This window comes from Psychrobacter sp. UBA6766 (assembly GCF_002453355.1).
Classification (GTDB): domain Bacteria; phylum Pseudomonadota; class Gammaproteobacteria; order Pseudomonadales; family Moraxellaceae; genus Psychrobacter.
The window spans coordinates 1-19,689 of the sequence record NZ_DKGQ01000010.1 but is presented as its reverse complement, the minus strand read 5'-3'; the positions used below and the strand labels follow the sequence as shown (position 1 = coordinate 19,689).

The following is a 19,689-nucleotide window of genomic DNA, read 5'->3' as shown; positions in this document are numbered from 1 at the left end:
ATTTATCACTACCCATTTATCACGACAATAAGGAGAGTAAGCGATGCCGTCTTTTGTTGCGCAGCAATCCTTATTTCGTGCTTATGATATTCGCGGTTCGCGCCAGCATTTTACTGATGACTTTATTCGCGTATTAGGGCACGCTTTTACCCACCTTTATCAGGGTCAGCAAAGCATTGATAACGAAAAAAACATCGTCGTGATTGGTCATGACGTTCGCAATAGTAGCAATACCATTGCACAGACTCTCGCTGATATTTTATCCCAGCATGGTTTACACGTTATCCAATTGGGTTTAGTGACCACGCCCATGATGATTTTTTGGGCTGATCAATATCAGGGGCATGGCATTATCGTCACCGCGAGCCATTCCGCAAAAGACATTTTAGGGGTCAAGTGGTTAGTCAATCATATCTCTCCTAGTAGCACAGATATTCAAGCGCTATATCAGCAGATAGCTCACGGAAATGCTCAAAACTATGCTTTAAACACCCTCAATAAGATTAATTATCGTAATCAGCCATACTTATCCGCTGACCAAGTAGCAAACGCTTATACCGATGGAATTAAGCAAGTCTTTAGACAAATTTGCCGTGATGCTAGTCAAAAAAACAACCAGAATGTAAAAGGTAACCAAACCCCCTCTTCTAAACTTGATTTGGTCGTGGTGATTGATTGTATGCATGGCGCGACCAGCAATTTTGCTCAACCCTTATTTGGGCATTTTTGCCGGCACGTCATCATGTTAAATGACACCCCAAACGGTGACTTCCCGTCAGGAAACCCTGATCCAACTGAGCCGAAACGCCTTAAACAATTGCAGCAACATGTTCTTATCCATCGGGCAGATATCGGTATCGCCTTTGATGGTGATGGCGATCGACTAATGGTGGTCGATAATCATGGCAAGGTTGTTACACCTGATCATCTGCTTTATCTATTAGCGAAAATAGCCGTCACTGAGCGTCCACAGTCGTTAGAATCTTCACTATTAAGCCCTCAAGTGCTCTTTGATATTAAATGCTGTCATCATTTACCAAAGCTCATTACTAAACTTGGCGCAATGCCCGTGATTAGTAAAACAGGTAGTAGTCTAATGCGGCAACAAATGCAGCAGTCTGATGGTGAAATTATCTTTGCAGGAGAATTATCCGGACATTTTATTTTTAATGATAACCGCTTTATTCTTTATGATGACGCTATGTATGCAGCATTAAGATTGCTACATTGGTTAGTAGGACCCCAACGCGCTGAGCCAAACCGTACAGCCAAACTGGCCGACATCATTGATGGCTTACCCGTTATCGTCAGTACGGCCGATCATTATTTACCGCTGCCAGAGGCCATTATTAACGACTGTTCAATCGTGCAGCATTTGGCTATATTCTGCCAGTATCTACAGCAATTGGTTCATGCAACATCGGCTACTTTTATTGCCCAATCCGACTCGCACGCCATCATTGCTGGTACGCCCTCATTTTGTACTTGTTCGATTAAAAGCCGATCTATGACTTTAGAGCAGGCGCAAGCGTTATTACCAGTAGGTACCAAGCTCAGCTGTATTGATGGGGTGCGCCTAGATTTTGCACGCGGGTTTGGCGTATTGCGCCAATCAAATACCAGTCAAAACCTAACGGTGCGCTTTGCTGGTGATAGCATCGACGACCTTATCGATATTCAAACGAGATTCGCCGCTTTATGCCACCCATTTAACGAGCATTTAGCCACGCAAATTTTGGCTATTGTTGCTGAATAAATGTTATTGAAATGACTTTTTACCATTTATTTTATTAAAGAATGCTAGAAAGAAGCAGAAACCCTCAATCAACCGTTTAACCTTGTCTTTTAGGAGCATGTCATGACGCTTAATTTGGATGAAGCCAAAATTACCGCAGAAGTATTAACCACAGCGCTGCCTTATATTCAACGCTTTGTTGATAAGCTCATCGTCGTCAAATACGGCGGCAATGCCATGACCGACCCTGCGCTTGAAAGCTCATTTGCTCGTGATATCGTTTTATTAAAAACCGTTGGTCTCCATCCTGTGGTCGTTCACGGTGGCGGTCCACAAGTGGATAATTTGTTAAAAGAACTCGGTCGTCAATCTGATCGTATCGACGGCATGCGCGTGACTGACAAAAGCACGATGGATATCGTTGAGATGGTACTTGGCGGTAGCGTCAATAAATCTATCGTTAGCTTAATCAATAAGCACGGCGGCCGCGCCATTGGCCTGACGGGTAAAGATGCCAATTTAATCTTAGCCAAAAAGTTAATGATGGAAAAAATCGGCGCAGATGGTATTGCTGTACCAGTCGATTTGGGCTTTGTCGGCGATGTGGTCAGCGTCAATAAAGACGTGATTAATATGCTGATTGCCTCTGATTTTATCCCTGTCATTGCCCCGCTTGGGGTTGATTCTGAGGGCAACACTTATAACATCAATGCTGACTTGGTCGCGGGTAAAGTCGCTGAGTTTTTACAAGCAGAAAAGCTGATGCTTCTGACCAATATCAAAGGCGTGTTGGGCCGTGATGGTGAAGTGGTCACGGGATTGACGCCTAAGAAAGTGGATAGCTTGATTGAAGACGGTACGATTTCAGGTGGTATGATTCCCAAGATTCAGTGTGCGCTCGACGCAGTTCGTAGCGGCGTAAAAAGCGCAGTTATCGTCGACGGTCGTGTGCCACATGCGACACTGTTAGAGATTTTTACTAACGAAGGCGTCGGTACCTTGATTAGCCGTGATATTGATGCGGCCATGTTTTAGCTTCTGGAGGAGTCAATCATGCCGCTGTGGCTGTGGTGCCTACTGTTTGTTTTAGAGAGCTTATATTGCTGGTGGATTATTGGCTATGGCGGCGCGCACTGGATAGAGGGCTGGAGGTCGTTCTTTATGATTGAATGGTTTGCACTTGATTGGACCGCGGAGCAAATTCGTCTTTACGTGCTCATTATTTGGTGCTTCAGTGTGATCTGGTTTATCGTAGGTATTATAAAGCCCGAGCTTAGACTCTAAGCTTGGGCTTTTTGCCGTTGTCTAAAAGCCTTCTTTATCTAAAAGCTTTCTTTACGAAAAAATCTCGTCGAATGCTTCTTCATCAAAACCGCATAACAGTATCGACTGATTCTTATCCTCAAGCTTGCCTTCTACTATTGGACGTTTAATCATACTGGTATTTTCTATAAGAAAATCAATGGCGTTATTGACGTTATCATCAGCCGCTTGCTTTTGCTCGTCAGTCAGCTTGCGCCATGTGGTGCCGCGCTTGTTTAGCACTTTATCAATACCCAGCTCGTCTACCCAGCGCTCTACGGCTTCTTTATCTATGCCCTGCTTTTTATAATCATGAAAGTCATAGCCGACGCCGAGGTCATCAAGCTTGGTAAACGCTTTTTTCATGGTGCTACATGATTTAATGCCGTAAATGGTGATGGTCATAGAAACTCCAAATCAATGATCATTATTTTGTTTATTATACCTAACAGACATGAGCATGTGGTTAATGACGATGAAAACACCCATATGCGTATTCACCTTGCGAATTTATCGCCTTTACAGTGAACAAACGCTCTATCATATCGTCGCAATTTTTGCCAAATTACGCTATGCTATGGCATTGTAAAATTTTACCCAATTTATCTGTAATAACCAATTCCGAGCCAACTATGAGCAACGCCGTGACAGCAGAAACTGCTAATACTTCCCATTCCAATAATACTTCTATCGACAACACCCAGTATCAGCCGCAACTGATAGAAGCGGCGCAGCAAGCCAAATGGGCAACTGACAAGCGCTTTGAAGTCAGCAACGAGCCAAGCGACAAGCCAAGTCGCTATATGCTGTCGATGTTCCCTTACCCAAGCGGTAAGCTGCATATGGGTCACGTGCGTAACTATACCATCTCTGACGTATTGAGCCGTTATTATCGCCTAAAAGGCTATGAAGTCATGCAGCCAATGGGTTGGGACGGTTTTGGCTTGCCAGCAGAAAACGCGGCGATTGCCAATCAAACGCCGCCTGCCAAATGGACGTTTGCCAATATTGACAGCATGCGCGCGCAGCTTAAATTGCTTGGCTTATCGATTGATTGGTCACGCGAATTTGCCACTTGTAGCCCTGAGTATTATCAGTGGGAGCAGTGGTTATTTTTACAGCTATACAAAAAAGGCTTGGTTTATAAAAAACTTGCCACTGTCAACTGGGATCCGGTCGACAATACCGTGTTAGCCAACGAGCAAGTCATCGATGGGAAAGGCTGGCGTAGTGGCGCTGCGGTCGAAAAGCGTGATATTCCGATGTATTACTTTAACATCACCGACTATGCTGACGAATTGCTTGATGATTTGGATCAATTAGAAGGTCACTGGCCGTCTGAAGTGATTACCATGCAGCGCAATTGGATTGGCCGTAGTGCTGGTATGGAAGTCCACTTCCCTTATGAGTTGGAAGGCGAAACCAACACTTTAGAAGTGTTCACTACCCGTCCTGATACCTTAATGGGTGTGACGTATGTCGCGGTCGCGGCCGAGCATCCATTGGCACAATATGCTGCTGAAAAAGATGAAGTCATTGCCCAGTTTAATGCGCTGTGCAAAAAAGGTTCGGTTGCGGAAGCGGATTTGGCTAAAGCTGAAAAAATCGGTATGGACACGGGCCTGACCGTGACCCACCCCTTAACGGGTGAAGAAGTGCCAGTTTGGGTGGCCAATTATGTGCTCATGAGCTATGGCTCTGGTGCAGTCATGGCGGTTCCTGCTCATGATGAGCGCGATTACGAGTTTGCGACTAAGTACAACTTACCGATTAAACAAGTGATTGACATTCCTGCTGGCTACTTTGACGATGTAGAAGAAGGTAATGATAACCATGCTTATACCGAACGCAATACCTTAGTCAATTCAGGCGAATTTGACGGTATGGACTTTGAGCAAGCGTTTGAAGCCATGCTTGCTAAACTTGAACCACAAGCGCTTGCGAAGAAAAAAATCCAATACCGTCTGCGGGATTGGGGTGTCTCACGCCAACGTTATTGGGGCTGCCCTATTCCAATGATTAATTGTGAGCATTGCGGTACAGTACCGGTTGAAGAGCAAGACCTACCAGTCGTTCTACCAACAGACGTTGTCCCTAATGGTCGCGGTAATCCCCTAAAAAACATCCCAGAATTTGTTAATACGACTTGTCCTAAATGTGGCAATCCGGCTGAGCGCGAAACCGATACTTTTGACACCTTTGTAGAGTCGAGCTGGTACTACGCGCGCTTTGCTAGCCCGCATGATACGACTAACATGGTCAATAAATCTGCTGCCAACAAATGGCTACCAGTTGATCAATATATTGGCGGTGTCGAGCACGCGGTGATGCATTTACTATATGCGCGCTTCTTCCATAAGCTCATGCGCGATGAAAACTTGGTATCAGGCGATGAGCCATTTGCCAATTTGATGACCCAAGGGATGGTTCTTGCTGGTACCTTCTACCGCCGCAATAAAGATGGCAGTACTACCTATTATTTTGCTGAAGACATCGATATTGATTACAACGAGCGTGGTCAGCCGATTAAAGCCACGTTAAAATCAGACGGTCAGCCCGTGACGATTGGTAAAATCGAAAAGATGTCGAAGTCAAAAAATAACGGTGTTGATCCGCAAATTACGATTGATAAATATGGTGCGGATACCGTGCGCCTTTATACGCTATTTACTGCACCTGCTGACCAAACACTAGAATGGTCAGACGATGCGTTAAAAGGTCCTTATAACTTTGTAAAAAAGGTTTGGCGCATTGCTACCGAACATCTTCAAGCATTAACTGATGCCAATTTAAGCCTTGCTACTTTGAATAGCGAAGCATTAAATACGGATAACTTAAGCAAAGAAGCAAAAGCCTTACGCCGTAAGATCCATGAAACCATTGGTAAGATCGATAGTGATTTAGGCAAGCGCTTAGCACTTAATACGCCAGTTTCTAGCCTGATGGAGCTTGCTAACGAGCTGAGTAACTTTAAAGCAAGTAGTGAGCAAGACCTACAAGTTCAGCATGAAGCCTTGATAGATTTATTGATTATGCTATCGGTATACGCGCCGCACATCGGTGAGCACTTGCTTGAGCAATTAGGAATGGATACCGTGACGTTAAAATATCCAGAAGTCGATGCAAGCGCTTTAGTACAAGATACGATTACTATGGTGGTGCAGGTTAACGGTAAAATGCGCGGTAAAATGGATGTGGCGCCCAATACCGATCCTGAGCAGGTTAAAATGCAAGCAAAAGCGCTTGAAGGCGTGGCAAAATTCCTTACTGGCGAGATTAAAAAAGAAATCGTCGTACCAAATAAACTGGTTAATATCGTGGTTGCAGGCTAGTTCTCTTGAACACTGAGTTTTTAGACGTTGCGCTTAAAAGGCAACGTTTAAAAACACGTTGTTGTAGGCCTTCTTATCAAAATAAGGATAGCGATTATGTTGTATAAGCACCGAGCGTCGCAGTCACAGCAAGCAAAATCGAACGGACAAAGCACCCTGGCTTATAAATCAGGCGCGCAAAAACTCGCAACCGCGCTATTGACAGCTTTGCCAATGGTTACAGTATTGGGCACAGGTTTGAGCCTCAGCGGTTGTGGTTTTCAGCTACGCGGTTATGATGTGCCAATGTTGTTTGACGTCAATAAAACTGCCGTGATTATCGAAGACAATCGCACTTCATTTCCATTAAAATTGCCTCTCGTTAGTCGCTTAAAAGCGCTAGGGGTCGAGGTGATTGATAATATGACTTTAGCGGATGTCGCTAGTAATAACCAAAAAGCGGACGCTGATCCTATTTCGACAATTACAGTTAATAATGTCCGTTTTAAGCGTTACGAGTTGGTGGGTGTATTGACAGAAATTCGCTTGGTGATATCGGCTGATGTCAGCTACAAAACCGTAGAAAACGGCAATCCTGTGACACTCACCAACCCTATTCAAGTTGAGCGTAGCTATCAGTATAACGAAGCTTCGGTAAGTACCGATGACCAGCAAGGTGATCAAATTCGTGATTGGCTTTACGACAGCTTAGCGCGCCGCATCACTGACCAATATGTAGCGATTTCACTGCCTAAAGTTGCTCCTAATAGTGTCAAATCCGCTATTAAAAATAGTAAAGGCTCAGTATCTACTGCTGTTATCGCCCCAAAACCCTAATACTGATGTTTTTCATGTTTAAAAATGAAGTTATTAAACATATCCTTATTAAAGGCAGTCTTAGTCTTATATTCATAACCTTGTGTCCTTTTATCTATGCAAGATACCTTTATACAAGCGTTCCCAAGACTACTTCAACCTTCCGTTGCAGTAGCTGGCTTGTGGCTGGCGCACGGTGATGAGCCATTACTCAGTCAATGGCTCGTCGATGCCCTGCGTCCACATTGGCGCGCGCAAAACTATGCCATTAAACGCCTCGAGCTGATGTCAGTAAAAAGCTGGCAAGAAGTGCTGTCAGAGCTTGGTAGCCAGTCTTTATTCGATGATGCCAGTGCAGTGATTGTCACCGGCAATCATAAACCTGACAAAGCCGTTATCGCCGAGCTAGAACGCTTTGCCGTTGATGCGCAAACAGGGGCACATAATCACAGTTTATTGTGGCTCACACCAAAACAAGATAAGCGTGCGCAGACCAGCAAATGGTTTGCGCCATTTGCGCAATACGGTCACGTTATCGACTGTAATTTATACAACGAGCAGCAGCGTCAGCAGTTATTGCAGATACAAGCTCAGCAGTTTGGTTTAACACTGTCGCAAGAAGCTTGGCAGCTTTTGATGTCACATACTGAACATCATTTGCTTAGTGCCTATCAAGCCTTATGGCGATTATCGTATTTATTTGCACCACAATTGATGGCGAATAGTAGCAGTGAGAATTTTGAAAGTACCTCTACTCTGCCCGTGAAAAACGTGGCATTAGACATTGGTGACCTGCAAGCGGCATTGGTCAGCGACGCACAGTTTAGCGTGTTTGATTTATCCGATGCGATGCTTGCTGGTAATAGCGCCCAAGTTGCCAAAATCATTTTTCAGCTAAAAGCCACCGATGAGCCAACTACCTTGGTTTTATGGGCGATTAGTAAAGACATGCGGCAAATCATGCAGTTAATGGATGGACAAGACCCACAAGTGCTTGGCATTTGGCGTAGCAAGCAAGGTTTATACCAGCAAGCGTGCCGCCGCCACTCAAAAGCCCAAACGGCTACTTGGCCGGCTCTGCTTTACAAATGTGACCAAGCGATTAAAGGCTTGGTCCGCCAGCCAGCGTGGGAGTTACTGTTACAAGCAGCATTGGAATTGTCAGGGCAGAGGTTGTTCAAGACACCGTAATTCATTAACGATAAAATATTGCGTTCTGTTATTTAACCCTTTTTATAGGGTTATTTTTTTGTCTGTGCTTTCATGATTATTGCTGCTAAACTTTTTCCTCTTAACGTTTCGCAAACTAATTGCCATTCCCTTTTAGGCGTCAAGCCTCTACTATAGCTACACTTGATTTAACTGTGATTGGATTGTTGTCATGCGCAAAATGAGCAAAAAGTCTGCTATAAAATGGGGCGTCATTGCCCTTGTCATCGTAGCTTTAGGGGCTTTAGCCTACAAAACGTTTAAACCAAAAGAAACCACACCCAACTATCTAACGGCGACCGCTGAGATTGGCGATATCGAAAATAACGTTATGGCCTCGGGTAAAGTGAAAGCGTTAAATACCGTCGATGTTGGTGCTCAGGTCTCGGGTGAAGTGACGCGGCTATTTGTCGACGTCGGTGATGAAGTTAAAAAAGGCGATTTAATTGCGCAAATTGATCAGGTAACGCAAAAGAATAATTTAAGCAATGAGCAAGCGAGCCTTGAGCAAAGTGAAGCGGCGCTACAAAGTGCCCGTGCCGAGTCATTAAGCCGTCAGGCAAGTCTAAAAAGTGCGCAAGCGGATCTTGTCAGCCGTCAAGCTGAATTAAAGCAAGCGCAAGCAGACTTTTCACGCTTGCAAGGCTTACTGGCTATCGACGCGATATCGCAGCAAGATTATGATACGCAAGCGACCAAAGTTGCCACGGCACAGGCCGCCGTTGCTAATGCTCGTGCTGCTATCGATACCGCAAAAGCGGCGATTGCGACAACTGAAGCTAATATCAATAGTCAACAAGCGGCGTTACGTAAATCTCAAACCAACGTCAGCACTGCACAGGAAGATTTAAGCTATACCACCATCCGTGCGCCGATGTCAGGAACAGTGGTATCGGTGACCACTGAGCAAGGCACCACGGTCAACGCCAATCAAACCGCGCCAACCATTGTGACCTTGGCCGATCTATCGACTGTTCGTATCAATGCGCAAATCTCTGAAGCCGACGTCATTAATGTCAAAGCAGGCTTGCCTGTCTATTTTAATATTATCGGTAATCCTGACCAAAAATACGATGCGACCCTTAAAGCCATTGAACCCGCTCCTGAGAAAATCAGCGACACCAGCTCGACTGATGCGGCGATTTATTACATCGGTTATATCGAAGTTCCCAATACCGAACGCCGCTTTCGTATTGATATGACCGCGCAAGTTTATATCGTCATCAATCAAGCAAAAGACGCACTACTTATCCCTTCTGCGGCGCTACAACCTGCTGGTAAATCTAGAAAGTCCGGAAACCCTAAAAAAGATACGGCTGCTTCTAATAACGATTCTCATGCAACAACGGCGATGGTACGTGTCCTTAAAGCTGATGGCGAAGTGGTTGAGCAAACGGTCAAAGTCGGTATCAATAACCGTGTTAATGCGGAAATTCTAAGCGGTCTGAAAAAAGGTGATGAGGTCATATTAGGTGAGGAAGGTGCTGATAAAGGCAAGGGTGGTAGAGGTGGCAGAGGCGGTCGACCGTTCTAGTATTTAAAATTTGGTAAAAAATAGTTAAATAAAATCGATGCGAGCAACACATCAGCTTTGGCTTTAGCTTTGATAATGACTTGAGATTTAAAATAAGCAGGATAGCAAATGAATAACCAATATCCGACTTCTAATGCGACTAAGATGCCTTTGATGGAAGTCAAAGGACTGATTAGAGAGTTTAAAGCTGGCGAGCAGATGATTCGTGTCTTGCATGATATCAACTTGACCATCAATCAAGGCGAAATGGTAGCCATTATTGGGCAATCAGGCTCAGGCAAATCGACCTTGATGAACATCTTGGGCTGCTTAGATCAAGCGACGGCGGGCGACTATAAAATATTTGGTCAATCGGTCAGCCGCCTAGATGCGGATGAGTTGGCAAAGTTACGCCGTGAGCACTTTGGTTTTATTTTTCAGCGCTATCATTTATTGGGTGATATCAACGCTCGCGACAACGTTTCCGTACCGGCCGTTTATGCAGGAATGGATGGACAAGTTCGCAGCGAGCGTGCTGAAAAGCTATTGTCAGATTTGGGACTCGGTGACAAGGTCAATAATCGTCCAAGCCAGCTATCTGGCGGTCAGCAGCAGCGCGTTTCTATCGCAAGGGCGCTGATGAACGGTGGCGATATTATCTTAGCCGATGAACCGACGGGTGCGCTCGATAGTAAATCGGGTGAAGATGTCGTCCAAATCCTCAAAGACTTAAACGCCCAAGGTCATACCATCATTATGGTTACCCACGATCCTAGCCTTGCCGCTCAAGCTGAGCGTGTCATCGAAATCAAAGACGGCTATATCATTGCCGACTACAAAAATGACGATTATCAGCATGCAGAACCACAGCCAGCAGCTGACATAGATAAGCACCGTAAAAGCGCGTTTAGCAGCTTTATCGACCGCCTATTTGAAGCGTTTAAAATGTCATTGCTGGCTATGCGCGCTCATAAAATGCGCACTTTATTGACGATGTTAGGGATTATTATTGGTATTGCGTCAGTAGTATCAGTGGTCGGTCTTGGTAAAGGCTCACAAGAGCAGATATTATCTAATATTAGCTCCCTAGGTACCAATACCATCACCGTCACTGATGGCTATCCCTACGGTGACCCTAGACGGCAATACAACGATGATAATCTGACGCCGCAAGATGCCCAAGCGGTTGCTGATCAGCCATATGTGGTTAGTGTCAGCCCGCAGCTCAATAGCAATATGAACGTCCGCTATCGTAATATCCAAGAAGCCGCCAGTATCAGCGGCGTTGGTAAAGATTATCTCGATGTCAGCGGTGAAAAGTTAGCCCTAGGTCAAGGGTTCAATGAACAAAGTATTCTGCGCCGTACTCAAGATATTATTATCGATGATAATGCCAGTAAAACGTTCTTTCCTGATAATGCCAATCCGATTGGCGAAGTATTACTCGTAGGGAGCGTTCCTGGGCGCGTCATTGGCGTCTTAGAGCCAAATGATGGCGGCTTTGGTCGCAGCGTCGACTCGCCTACTTTATATATGCCCTACACCACCATGATGTCGCGACTGATAGGCAGCGCCTACATTGAAAGCTTTATCGCACTCATTGACAATAATATCTCCTCTGCTGCCGCTGAATCTGCTATCTCAGAGCTCATGACAAGCCGGCATGGCACCGATGATTTTCGCATCCGTAACTCCGACTCGATTCGTCAAACCATTGAAGCTACCACCGCAACGATGACCTTGCTCATATCCTCTATCGCTATTATCTCGCTAATTGTCGGCGGTATTGGCGTTATGAATATTATGCTGGTCTCGGTGACCGAGCGCACCAATGAGATTGGCGTACGGATGGCGGTCGGTGCGCGTCAAAGCGATATCATGCAGCAGTTTTTAATTGAAGCCGTTTTGGTCTGTATTTTAGGCGGACTATTAGGGATTGGGCTGGCATTCGCTATTGGTGAAATTATCAATCGTGTCGGCGGTGACAGCTTCCAAGTCATTTATTCACCAACATCTATTATTGCCGCCTTTATTTGCTCGACGCTGATTGGGGTTGTTTTCGGATTCTTACCTGCTCGTAACGCTGCCAGATTAGATCCAGTAGAAGCCCTATCTAGAGACTAAGAAAATTTAGCCTTGATATCTAAAATTACCCTTTTAAAGGGCGATATTGTTAGTATTTTATTTAGTCCAAAAGACAAATAGCACTTAAATTAAAAAAATTATCAGTTATTAGCAAGGATTTGCACTTTTTTTAGGATTCGGGGTTGTAATTGTCAAAATTATATATATAATGTGCTCTCACGTTTAGCGATACAAATAATCTAAACGATGAAACAAGCTTGTTGCCTCTTTTGATATAGATTCATCTATAGATAAAGAAATTAAGCTTATAGACATTTTTTAGATGTCTGGTTTTAATAAGTTTCCCTTTAAGGAAATTTATCTTGCGAAGCTAAAATTGTCATGCAATTTATAGTTTCCACAGAATTTACGAAAATGTAAATTCTCTTGCAGAGCTAAAAAAGCAGTACTTTTTTTATACGCTCTTCAGGGCCGATAGCTCAGTTGGTAGAGCAGTTGACTTTTAATCAATTGGTCCCGCGTTCGAGTCGCGGTCGGCCCACCATATTTAGTATTATACTTATGATGTATGCTACCCTATCCGGTAGTGGCATAATAAGTTTAAAGACATTGTTTTTGATGTCTAGTTGTTATAAATTTTCCTTTAAGGAAATTTATCTTGCAGAGCTAAAAAAGCAATGCTTTTTTTATACGCTCTTCAGGGCCGATAGCTCAGTTGGTAGAGCAGTTGACTTTTAATCAATTGGTCCCGCGTTCGAGTCGCGGTCGGCCCACCATATTTAGAAAAGCCCAGTCATCTAATGATTGGGCTTTTTTTTATGTCTTTCATTTGTAGAGTTTCAATGAACTTTAGCGTTTACGTTTCCGGATACTAAAGCCATCATCTTGGCGCCAAAGCAATTTATGCTTAATGGTATCTTTAATAGTGCGCCGATGCTTAGGCGCTTGCGCAATGAGCTGATCAAAAGTTGCTGCATCGATACCCAACTCACAGCCATGCGCCATCATGACATTAGATGGTTGTAAGTCTTTTACCTTTTGTAGTGACTGCATATAAACTTTAGGATTATAAATGGGAAACGGTGCGACAAATTTATGGCGCAGCTTAATAATTAAATCGGCGGTATAAACTTGACGGCTTGAAACATGAAACAAGGATAAATCGCGATCCGTATGCCCTGGCGTCTCAAGTACCTGCCAGTCATCAAATTGCGGAACAGTATCACCATCGCTTACTGTCAAATCAGGCTCTAAGTGCGCAGGATACCAGAGTTTTTTAAAAGAACGCCCTTGCCTCTTTGCCACATAGTGAGCAAGACCCAAATCGACCAAATGCATGACTTGCCCTCCAAAACCACTATACCACTGAGTTTCTTTGACAGCCGAGACAATCAGGCAGCCAGTGGCTTTTCTAAGCTTATGCGCGCCACCTGCATGATCTGGATGCATATGAGTGACAATCACCACTTTTAAATCACTAACTGGACGCTTGAGCGTGTTTTTAATATAATCCAGTATCATTGCCACATCAGGACGACAGCCGCCATCCAATAACAGCAATTTATCTGGATAAACAGCAAGATAGCTGCTTTGAATATAACCGTCCAAACGTACGATTTGACATAAACTCATTTATCTTCCTTGACCTCTTTCCTGCTTTACTAATCGCTAATCAGTGATGCATTTTAGTCACTTTTTTGATGTAATAATAAAAAACTGTCCTTTAGTATAACGTTCATCAGTTAAAAATAAACGTCTTTGAGTGAACGCTTGTGACTAAAGTTAAAGTGTTGAAAAGTCATTTATCGTTAATCTACAAAGTCATTAGACAAAAAACCCAGCACATAGGCTGAGTTTTTTATTATTAGCAAGCTATATTATTATCAATTAAGCCAAGTCACGCACCTTTGGCTCACGCTCCCACAAGCGTGATTTGGCATTTTCGATAAAGCTTTCAAGCTCAGCGAGTGGCGTCACAAACGTATCTTTTTCAATCGGTAGTTTACTCAAGATAAACTCATCGGTCGCGCCGCAATAAGCAATTGCTTTACAGTGAACATAAGCATCATTGAACCAATCTAGAGTAGAACTATCTTTTGCCAGCTTTTTCGCTTGATCTGGCATGATGATACTCACTACGGCATCAAACATGACTGACGGACCACCAGCGACACGCTCATCGGCTTGTATGATAATCCCATCATCTAAAGTTACCTCTTTATTTGGTGCCACAATCTTAACGCGAGCACCTTGCGCCATTGCTGCCTCTTCAAACTTCTGAATTTCACTATGCTTCGAGCCTTCTGCGACTAAAATACCAATCATTCGTGCCTTTAAACTCTTTGGCGTTCGACCAATCGTTTGTAGTGGCTTAGAGGTTGGCAAATCTTGTACTGGCGCTGCTGGTTCTATGGCTTCTGGTAGCTTCATTCCCAATGCCGTTGCTACACGATTTGCCAAGTCTTCGTCAATGTTCATTAAATGACCAAGCATTCGTGTTCGTACATGCGGCGTATCTACTTTACCGAGCTCAAACGCATAGGCAGAGGCGATATGGGCTTGCTCAGTTGGCGTCTGGCTTCGATAGAACATACGCGGCTGGCTATAATGGTCCGCGAAGCTTTCAGCGCGTACGCGACCTTTAACACCGTCATCTAACTGCTCATGAAATGACTCAAAACCTTTTTTCGGGTTTTCACGCGGACGCTCAGGGTCTAAGCTTTGAGGATCATAAAGCGTTCTGGTTTTCGGAACGTGCATTTGCATATAGCCGTCTTGCTGATTATTGGCAAATGGACATTTTGGCGCATTAATCGGAATTTGGGCAAAGTTTGGTGACCCTAGTCTGAAAAGCTGAGTATCAAGGTAACTAAACAGTCGACCTTGCAGCAATGGATCGTTACTAAAATCGATGCCTGGTGGCACGTGCGATGGACAAAACGCCACTTGTTCGGTTTCTGCAAAAAAGTTATCTGGATAACGGTTTAGCACCATTTTACCAACGATTTTTACTGGAACCAGTTCTTCAGGAATCAGTTTGGTCGCATCCAAATGGTCAAATGGGAATGTCGCTGCCTCTTCTTCAGTAAATAACTGAACACCAAGATGCCATTCAGGGAAATAACCTTGTTCGATCGACTCAAACAAATCACGGCGGTTATAATCAGGATCGGCGCCCGAAACTTTAACAGCTTCATCCCAAATTAATGATTGTACGCCATTAACCGGCTTCCAATGAAAACGCACAAAGGTGCTTTTGCCGTTTTTATTGATAAAACGATAACTGTGAATACTAAAGCCTTCCATCATACTAAAGCTACGCGGCAGCGCGCGATCACTCATTAACCAAATGACATTGTGCATGGTTTCAGGGCTAAGGGAAACAAAATCCCAAAAGGTATCGTGAGCAGAGGCCGCTTGTGGAAAGCCACGATCAGGCTCAGGCTTAACTGCATGAACCAAATCAGGGAATTTAATCGCATCTTGAATAAAGAAAATCGGCATATTGTTACTGACTAAGTCCCAATTACCCTCTTCAGTATACATCTTTACGGCAAAACCACGAACGTCTCGTGGCGTATCTTTTGAGCCCTTATTACCGGCTACGGTAGAAAAACGGGTAAATAAAGGCGTCTGCTTACCCGTTTCCGTAAGAATTTTCGCCGTCGTATACTCTTCTAATGACTCGGTCAGCTCAAAATAACCGTGGGCAGCACTACCGCGCGCATGCACCACACGCTCAGGAATACGCTCATGGTCAAAATGAGTAATTTTTTCGCGTAAGACAAAATCTTCTAACAACGTTGGACCACGAGTATTGGCTCTAAGCGAATTTTGATTGTCAGAAATGACAACGCCTTGCTGGGTGGTCATCGCTCTTGTATCACCATCGGCACGCTGATGCGTTTCACCGCCATTACCACGTTCGGTATTCATATTTTTAGCGGGGTCGGTATGATCAATATTCTTCTTCATAAAATATCCTAGCTAATGAGTAAAATGGACTACAGATAGCCCACCAAATAAGCACCAACACAGTTTTATATCCTTAGAGATAACTTTGACTTCAGATGTCGTTTAATTTTCTGTGTTCAGCGCAATTGTTTCTTGATAGATGAGAATGCTGTTAGACATTGATGCATGACAGCATCGATAAGCTCATCAATCATATTACTCAAAATCTACCGTAGGTATGTCACATATATCGTTAAGCGTGTTGATTTTTGGTTAATCACGATGCCTGCGCGCAAGGCTACGAAACAATTTTAATTGATTTTATTATTAATAATAAACTTGACGTTAAAACCAGAAGAGAGGATTCAATCAAAGGGCAATAGAATAAAATAGCGTTTTGATAGAGTAATTAATGGACTAGATTAAAAGCAGGGGTAGGTTACGATTGCTTTTGAAAAACTAAGATTAGATTATTGGCGGGCATTGAATATTGATGTGATAATTGCAATTTATTCTTTTGAGCTACTTTTATAACGTCTTGCAAATCACGGATACCACTGTTGCTATCACGCTGTCGTAGACTTAAATCAAACTGACGATTACTTTCACTACTATAGAGTCCATTATCATTAAACGGTCCGTAAACGATAAGTTTACCTTCTAGAGGTAAAGTATTTCCGACCAATTCAAAAAGCGTTTTAACCAATGCCCAAGAAATAATATGTAAGGTATTAGCAGTAAATACTGCATCGTAAGAAGTGGGATTGGCTTTGTTGATTGGTATCGAATCACAAGATAAATCAAAAGCTAATGGCGCATATAAATTTGGCGCAGGGTAAGCGGCATGCCAAGCATTGATAATGTGATGATGCGCTGAAACATCACTAGTCTGCCAAGTTAGATGCGTCAATCGCGGCGCAAAATAGACGCTATGCTGCCCCGTTCCAGACCCAACTTCTAATACATGCGTTGCATCTTGCAGCTCTTTTTGCAAAATCTCTAAAATAGGTTGCTTATTATTTTCGCAAGCTTGGGAAAACGGCACGCCCTCTGGAGCAATAGACTGAGTATTATTTGCATCATCGTTAAACACAATTACCACCCTTATCATTCTGAATAAATAAAGCGCTGATATTAATAATGGCGATAAGCAACTACAATCTAATAAATACCTGCATCTACCCCAGCTGCAAGTGTCATTGCTAGCTCTTCTACTTGCTCAGTAAATACCTCTTGCCAATCCCCTTGTAAAATCAACGTATCTTGGATTTGATTCCAGCGCAGGCCGGTAATGATAGTCTTTATAGCAAGTTTGGTACCCGTTCCATCATGACCTGCTCGGATATATAACGCAAATGGCATGCCTTGCTTCTCTTCTAACACTGGATAATAACAGCGATCAAAAAAATCTTTCGTCAGCCCTGCCATATAAGCCAAATTCTCAGTCGTCCCTAGTATTAGCGCATCCGCTGCCAATACATCTTCAGGCTGAGTATCCTGTGGTAACTTTAATATGACATTGATATCTATATCAGGATGATTGGCACCATGATACGCCGCGTGAGCCAATTTCTTGGTATTAGGCGACGGTGCATGAGCGACAATAAGTAAGGTTTTGATGGCCATTTTACTCACCCCTATAAAGATCATTAGTTCTATGAATCAAGAGCTTTTAGAATTAATAGCTCTTAGAGTCAATAGTTACCTTTTGAATGATATCAGGATGGATGCTTTTCGCAACCGGACAAGTTAACGCAGTGTTGTAGAATATCTTTTGCGTTTTATCGTCTAACTCTTGATTAAAAGTGATCTCGACATGTATTTCACTGACACGTCTTGGCTCAGCTGCCATTATTTTGGTCACCTCAGCGGTAGTACCTGCAATGTCGATCTCCATATCACGCGCTTTAATACCGATAATGGTCAACATGCAACTGGCTAAGCTGGTCGCCAATAAATCAGTCGGTGAAAACGCTTCGCCTTTACCTTGATTATCGATAGGAGCATCAGTAATTATTTCATTGTTTGACTGAAAGTGAATGGCGGTAGTGCGTAGATTGCCTTGGTAGGTTACTTTTGAAGTTGTCATAGTTTTCTCTTTGTTAGTTATGATTGTTAAACTTCTATTTTTAATAAGCTTCAGATTAATATATTAATAGCTGAAAAAGAGAAACGCTATTTATATTAAAACCTATTGATCGACGCTTTAAGTTAGCTAGCTTCTGCAGCCTATCTACAGATTATGGTACCCTGTGCACCAACACTCTCCTAGCTTTAGCTAGAAGAGTGTTGGCATGTAAATTAATCAAACTCAGAATCACATATTTCAAATAGGCATCCAATATGTTTATAAAAAGACATTCTTTTTATCTATCATTTTTTACTATGATAATCATGTTTTGCAGCAGTGCACAAGCTAAAACTCATCAAGATATAATCCCAGTGAAAGTATTTATTGCAGCAATGTTTGAAATTGGCGAAAACAGTGGAGATAAAGCAGGTGAGTTTCAGCATTGGTATGCGCGGTATTTTGCCGACAGTAAGCCTATAAAAGTAGAAGGAGCTTATAGCCCAGTCTACTGTAATTCTGAAGGCGTCTGTGGGTCAGTATTAGGTATGGGTAAAGTAGGATCTTCAGCATCTATGCAAGCAATTACACTCTCTCCTAAATTTGATTTTTCAAAGAGTTATTTCATTCTAAGCGGCGTCGCAGGCACACCTCCTAATAAAGGCACTATAGGAGATGTAAGCTGGGCATCTTGGCTGGTGGATTATGACTTAGGTCACCGTTGGAAAGCAGAAGAAGGCGAAAAAGGCGCGCCTACTTTTATGCCTCGCAAAGGTTATGAAGATATTCGTCGTTATCAACTCAACCCTAAATTACTTAAATGGAACCTATATCTGAGCGAGTCAGTTTCTTTGAAAGACTCAAAAGAAGCCAGTGTTTATCGAATGAGATACCCAAATGCTGAAGCAAGACGTAGTCCAGCCATAACGGTAGGGACTCATATGACAGGAGATACGTTTTTTCATGGTCCCGGTTTGTCTAAACAAGCTCAATACATCACTGAGCTGTATAATGCTGATGATTACGTAATCACTGAAATGGAAGCCGCTGCAATAGCGCAAGTTCTAGATAGAACTGTAGGAACTGAGCGCATAATGAGCTTACGTGGTGCAGTAAACTTTGACCAAGGCCATCCAAATGAGACTACTCTTCAACATCTAGATCCAGCTCCAGGAGAAACCGCTGGTGGGTTTGCAGAAACAGTAGAAAATATAGTGTTAGTAGGATCAAAAACTGTTGATCATATTGTTAATAACTGGACAGTTTGGAAGAATGGCGTACCAGAACTCCAGCAAAAATAAAAACTCTTGAATAGATCTGTGATCTTATAGAAGTAGACTAGCAGCTAATTACCAATCAATTATTCTGGAATGGGTTTAATACCTGTTTCAGAAACTTATAAGCTTACAGTTTAATTATAAGCCCTATTTTAACCCTACCCAATCATGGTCTAGTTAAGCCTACCATCTACCTCTAAAGCGCGTCACGAGCACAATGAAGTTAAGCGCAAACAACCAACTAGCTTGAAGGAAGTTTTCAGTAAGTCAGCTGATGAATAACCACTCGTGATAGTAGCTTCAGGACAAAACCCTTGTTCTGATGAGTGAGGATCTTCGTCTATGAGAACCGCGCACACAAAGAAAAGCCCCCAACGAATTAACGTTGGGGGCGAATCTAGAATAGAGAGCTGACGATG

General features: G+C 43.2%; 14 protein-coding genes and 2 tRNA genes. 10 read left to right on the top strand and 6 right to left on the bottom strand.

Going from position 1 to position 19,689, the window contains the following annotated elements; all coding sequences use genetic code 11:
* The first annotated feature begins 43 nt into the window (after positions 1 to 43).
* On the top strand, positions 44 to 1,756 hold the full coding sequence (locus B4K26_RS02605; protein ID WP_296243352.1) for a phosphomannomutase: 1,713 nt from the start codon (positions 44 to 46) through the stop codon (positions 1,754 to 1,756).
* A gap of 102 nt (positions 1,757 to 1,858) precedes the next feature.
* Complete coding sequence (argB, locus tag B4K26_RS02600; RefSeq protein WP_296243350.1) at positions 1,859 to 2,770, top strand: acetylglutamate kinase; 912 nt, start codon at positions 1,859 to 1,861, stop codon at positions 2,768 to 2,770.
* 300 nt (positions 2,771 to 3,070) lie between these two features.
* Here the strand turns inward: argB and B4K26_RS02595 are convergent, their stop codons facing one another.
* The gene (locus tag B4K26_RS02595; protein ID WP_296243349.1) at positions 3,071 to 3,442 is read right to left on the bottom strand and encodes a Spx/MgsR family RNA polymerase-binding regulatory protein; all 372 of its coding nucleotides are present in this window, start codon (positions 3,440 to 3,442) and stop codon (positions 3,071 to 3,073) included.
* A gap of 167 nt (positions 3,443 to 3,609) precedes the next feature.
* Between B4K26_RS02595 and leuS the strand changes: the two genes are divergently transcribed.
* From leuS to B4K26_RS02560, 7 genes are all read left to right on the top strand, one after another.
* A complete protein-coding gene (leuS, locus tag B4K26_RS02590; RefSeq protein WP_296243398.1) occupies positions 3,610 to 6,369 on the top strand; it encodes a leucine--tRNA ligase in 2,760 nt (919 codons plus the stop codon).
* A 96-nt stretch (positions 6,370 to 6,465) separates the two neighbouring features.
* The gene (locus tag B4K26_RS02585; protein WP_296243348.1) at positions 6,466 to 7,185 is read left to right on the top strand and encodes a hypothetical protein; all 720 of its coding nucleotides are present in this window, start codon (positions 6,466 to 6,468) and stop codon (positions 7,183 to 7,185) included.
* Positions 7,186 to 7,281: 96 nt separating this feature from the next.
* The gene (gene holA / locus B4K26_RS02580; protein WP_296243345.1) at positions 7,282 to 8,355 is read left to right on the top strand and encodes a DNA polymerase III subunit delta; all 1,074 of its coding nucleotides are present in this window, start codon (positions 7,282 to 7,284) and stop codon (positions 8,353 to 8,355) included.
* 190 nt (positions 8,356 to 8,545) lie between these two features.
* Positions 8,546 to 9,907 (top strand): efflux RND transporter periplasmic adaptor subunit, encoded by a 1,362-nt coding sequence (locus B4K26_RS02575; RefSeq protein WP_296243343.1) that lies wholly within the window; start codon positions 8,546 to 8,548, stop codon positions 9,905 to 9,907.
* Positions 9,908 to 10,015: 108 nt separating this feature from the next.
* Positions 10,016 to 12,010, top strand: coding sequence for a MacB family efflux pump subunit (locus tag B4K26_RS02570; RefSeq protein WP_296243341.1), 1,995 nt, complete (start codon positions 10,016 to 10,018; stop codon positions 12,008 to 12,010).
* 429 nt (positions 12,011 to 12,439) lie between these two features.
* A tRNA-Lys gene (locus B4K26_RS02565) sits at positions 12,440 to 12,515 on the top strand.
* 156 nt (positions 12,516 to 12,671) lie between these two features.
* A tRNA-Lys gene (locus tag B4K26_RS02560) sits at positions 12,672 to 12,747 on the top strand.
* A 73-nt stretch (positions 12,748 to 12,820) separates the two neighbouring features.
* On the opposite strand, the gene B4K26_RS02555 is transcribed toward B4K26_RS02560, so the two are convergent.
* The 5 genes from B4K26_RS02555 to B4K26_RS02535 form a co-directional block, all read right to left on the bottom strand.
* Positions 12,821 to 13,603 (bottom strand): MBL fold metallo-hydrolase, encoded by a 783-nt coding sequence (locus B4K26_RS02555; RefSeq protein WP_296243340.1) that lies wholly within the window; start codon positions 13,601 to 13,603, stop codon positions 12,821 to 12,823.
* Positions 13,604 to 13,858: 255 nt separating this feature from the next.
* Positions 13,859 to 15,946 carry a catalase gene (locus B4K26_RS02550; protein ID WP_296243339.1) on the bottom strand — a complete coding sequence of 696 codons (2,088 nt, stop codon included), beginning with the start codon at positions 15,944 to 15,946 and terminating at the stop codon, positions 13,859 to 13,861.
* 418 nt (positions 15,947 to 16,364) lie between these two features.
* Entirely contained in the window at positions 16,365 to 17,018 is a 654-nt protein-coding gene (locus B4K26_RS02545) for a DUF938 domain-containing protein (RefSeq protein WP_296243338.1), read from the bottom strand.
* 68 nt (positions 17,019 to 17,086) lie between these two features.
* Positions 17,087 to 17,551, bottom strand: coding sequence for a flavodoxin family protein (locus tag B4K26_RS02540; protein ID WP_296243336.1), 465 nt, complete (start codon positions 17,549 to 17,551; stop codon positions 17,087 to 17,089).
* Positions 17,552 to 17,603: 52 nt separating this feature from the next.
* The gene (locus B4K26_RS02535; RefSeq protein ID WP_296243335.1) at positions 17,604 to 18,014 is read right to left on the bottom strand and encodes an OsmC family protein; all 411 of its coding nucleotides are present in this window, start codon (positions 18,012 to 18,014) and stop codon (positions 17,604 to 17,606) included.
* A 254-nt stretch (positions 18,015 to 18,268) separates the two neighbouring features.
* Here B4K26_RS02535 and B4K26_RS02530 point away from each other — a divergent pair, with 254 nt between their 5' ends.
* On the top strand, positions 18,269 to 19,294 hold the full coding sequence (locus B4K26_RS02530; RefSeq protein ID WP_296243334.1) for a purine-nucleoside phosphorylase: 1,026 nt from the start codon (positions 18,269 to 18,271) through the stop codon (positions 19,292 to 19,294).
* Positions 19,295 to 19,689 lie beyond the last annotated feature (395 nt).

What these genes read in the sequence shown, in the direction of transcription:
- B4K26_RS02540 (WP_296243336.1), bottom strand. Translation starts at nt 17,551, where the DNA reads ATGGCCATCAAAACCTTACTTATTGTCGCTCATGCACCGTCGCCTAAT.
- B4K26_RS02585 (WP_296243348.1), top strand. Translation starts at nt 6,466, where the DNA reads ATGTTGTATAAGCACCGAGCGTCGCAGTCACAGCAAGCAAAATCGAAC.
- B4K26_RS02550 (WP_296243339.1), bottom strand. Translation starts at nt 15,946, where the DNA reads ATGAAGAAGAATATTGATCATACCGACCCCGCTAAAAATATGAATACC.
- B4K26_RS02535 (WP_296243335.1), bottom strand. Translation starts at nt 18,014, where the DNA reads ATGACAACTTCAAAAGTAACCTACCAAGGCAATCTACGCACTACCGCC.
- B4K26_RS02595 (WP_296243349.1), bottom strand. Translation starts at nt 3,442, where the DNA reads ATGACCATCACCATTTACGGCATTAAATCATGTAGCACCATGAAAAAA.
- B4K26_RS02555 (WP_296243340.1), bottom strand. Translation starts at nt 13,603, where the DNA reads ATGAGTTTATGTCAAATCGTACGTTTGGACGGTTATATTCAAAGCAGC.
- leuS (WP_296243398.1), top strand. Translation starts at nt 3,610, where the DNA reads ATGCTATGGCATTGTAAAATTTTACCCAATTTATCTGTAATAACCAAT.
- B4K26_RS02605 (WP_296243352.1), top strand. Translation starts at nt 44, where the DNA reads ATGCCGTCTTTTGTTGCGCAGCAATCCTTATTTCGTGCTTATGATATT.
- B4K26_RS02570 (WP_296243341.1), top strand. Translation starts at nt 10,016, where the DNA reads ATGAATAACCAATATCCGACTTCTAATGCGACTAAGATGCCTTTGATG.
- B4K26_RS02530 (WP_296243334.1), top strand. Translation starts at nt 18,269, where the DNA reads ATGTTTATAAAAAGACATTCTTTTTATCTATCATTTTTTACTATGATA.
- holA (WP_296243345.1), top strand. Translation starts at nt 7,282, where the DNA reads ATGCAAGATACCTTTATACAAGCGTTCCCAAGACTACTTCAACCTTCC.
- B4K26_RS02575 (WP_296243343.1), top strand. Translation starts at nt 8,546, where the DNA reads ATGCGCAAAATGAGCAAAAAGTCTGCTATAAAATGGGGCGTCATTGCC.
- argB (WP_296243350.1), top strand. Translation starts at nt 1,859, where the DNA reads ATGACGCTTAATTTGGATGAAGCCAAAATTACCGCAGAAGTATTAACC.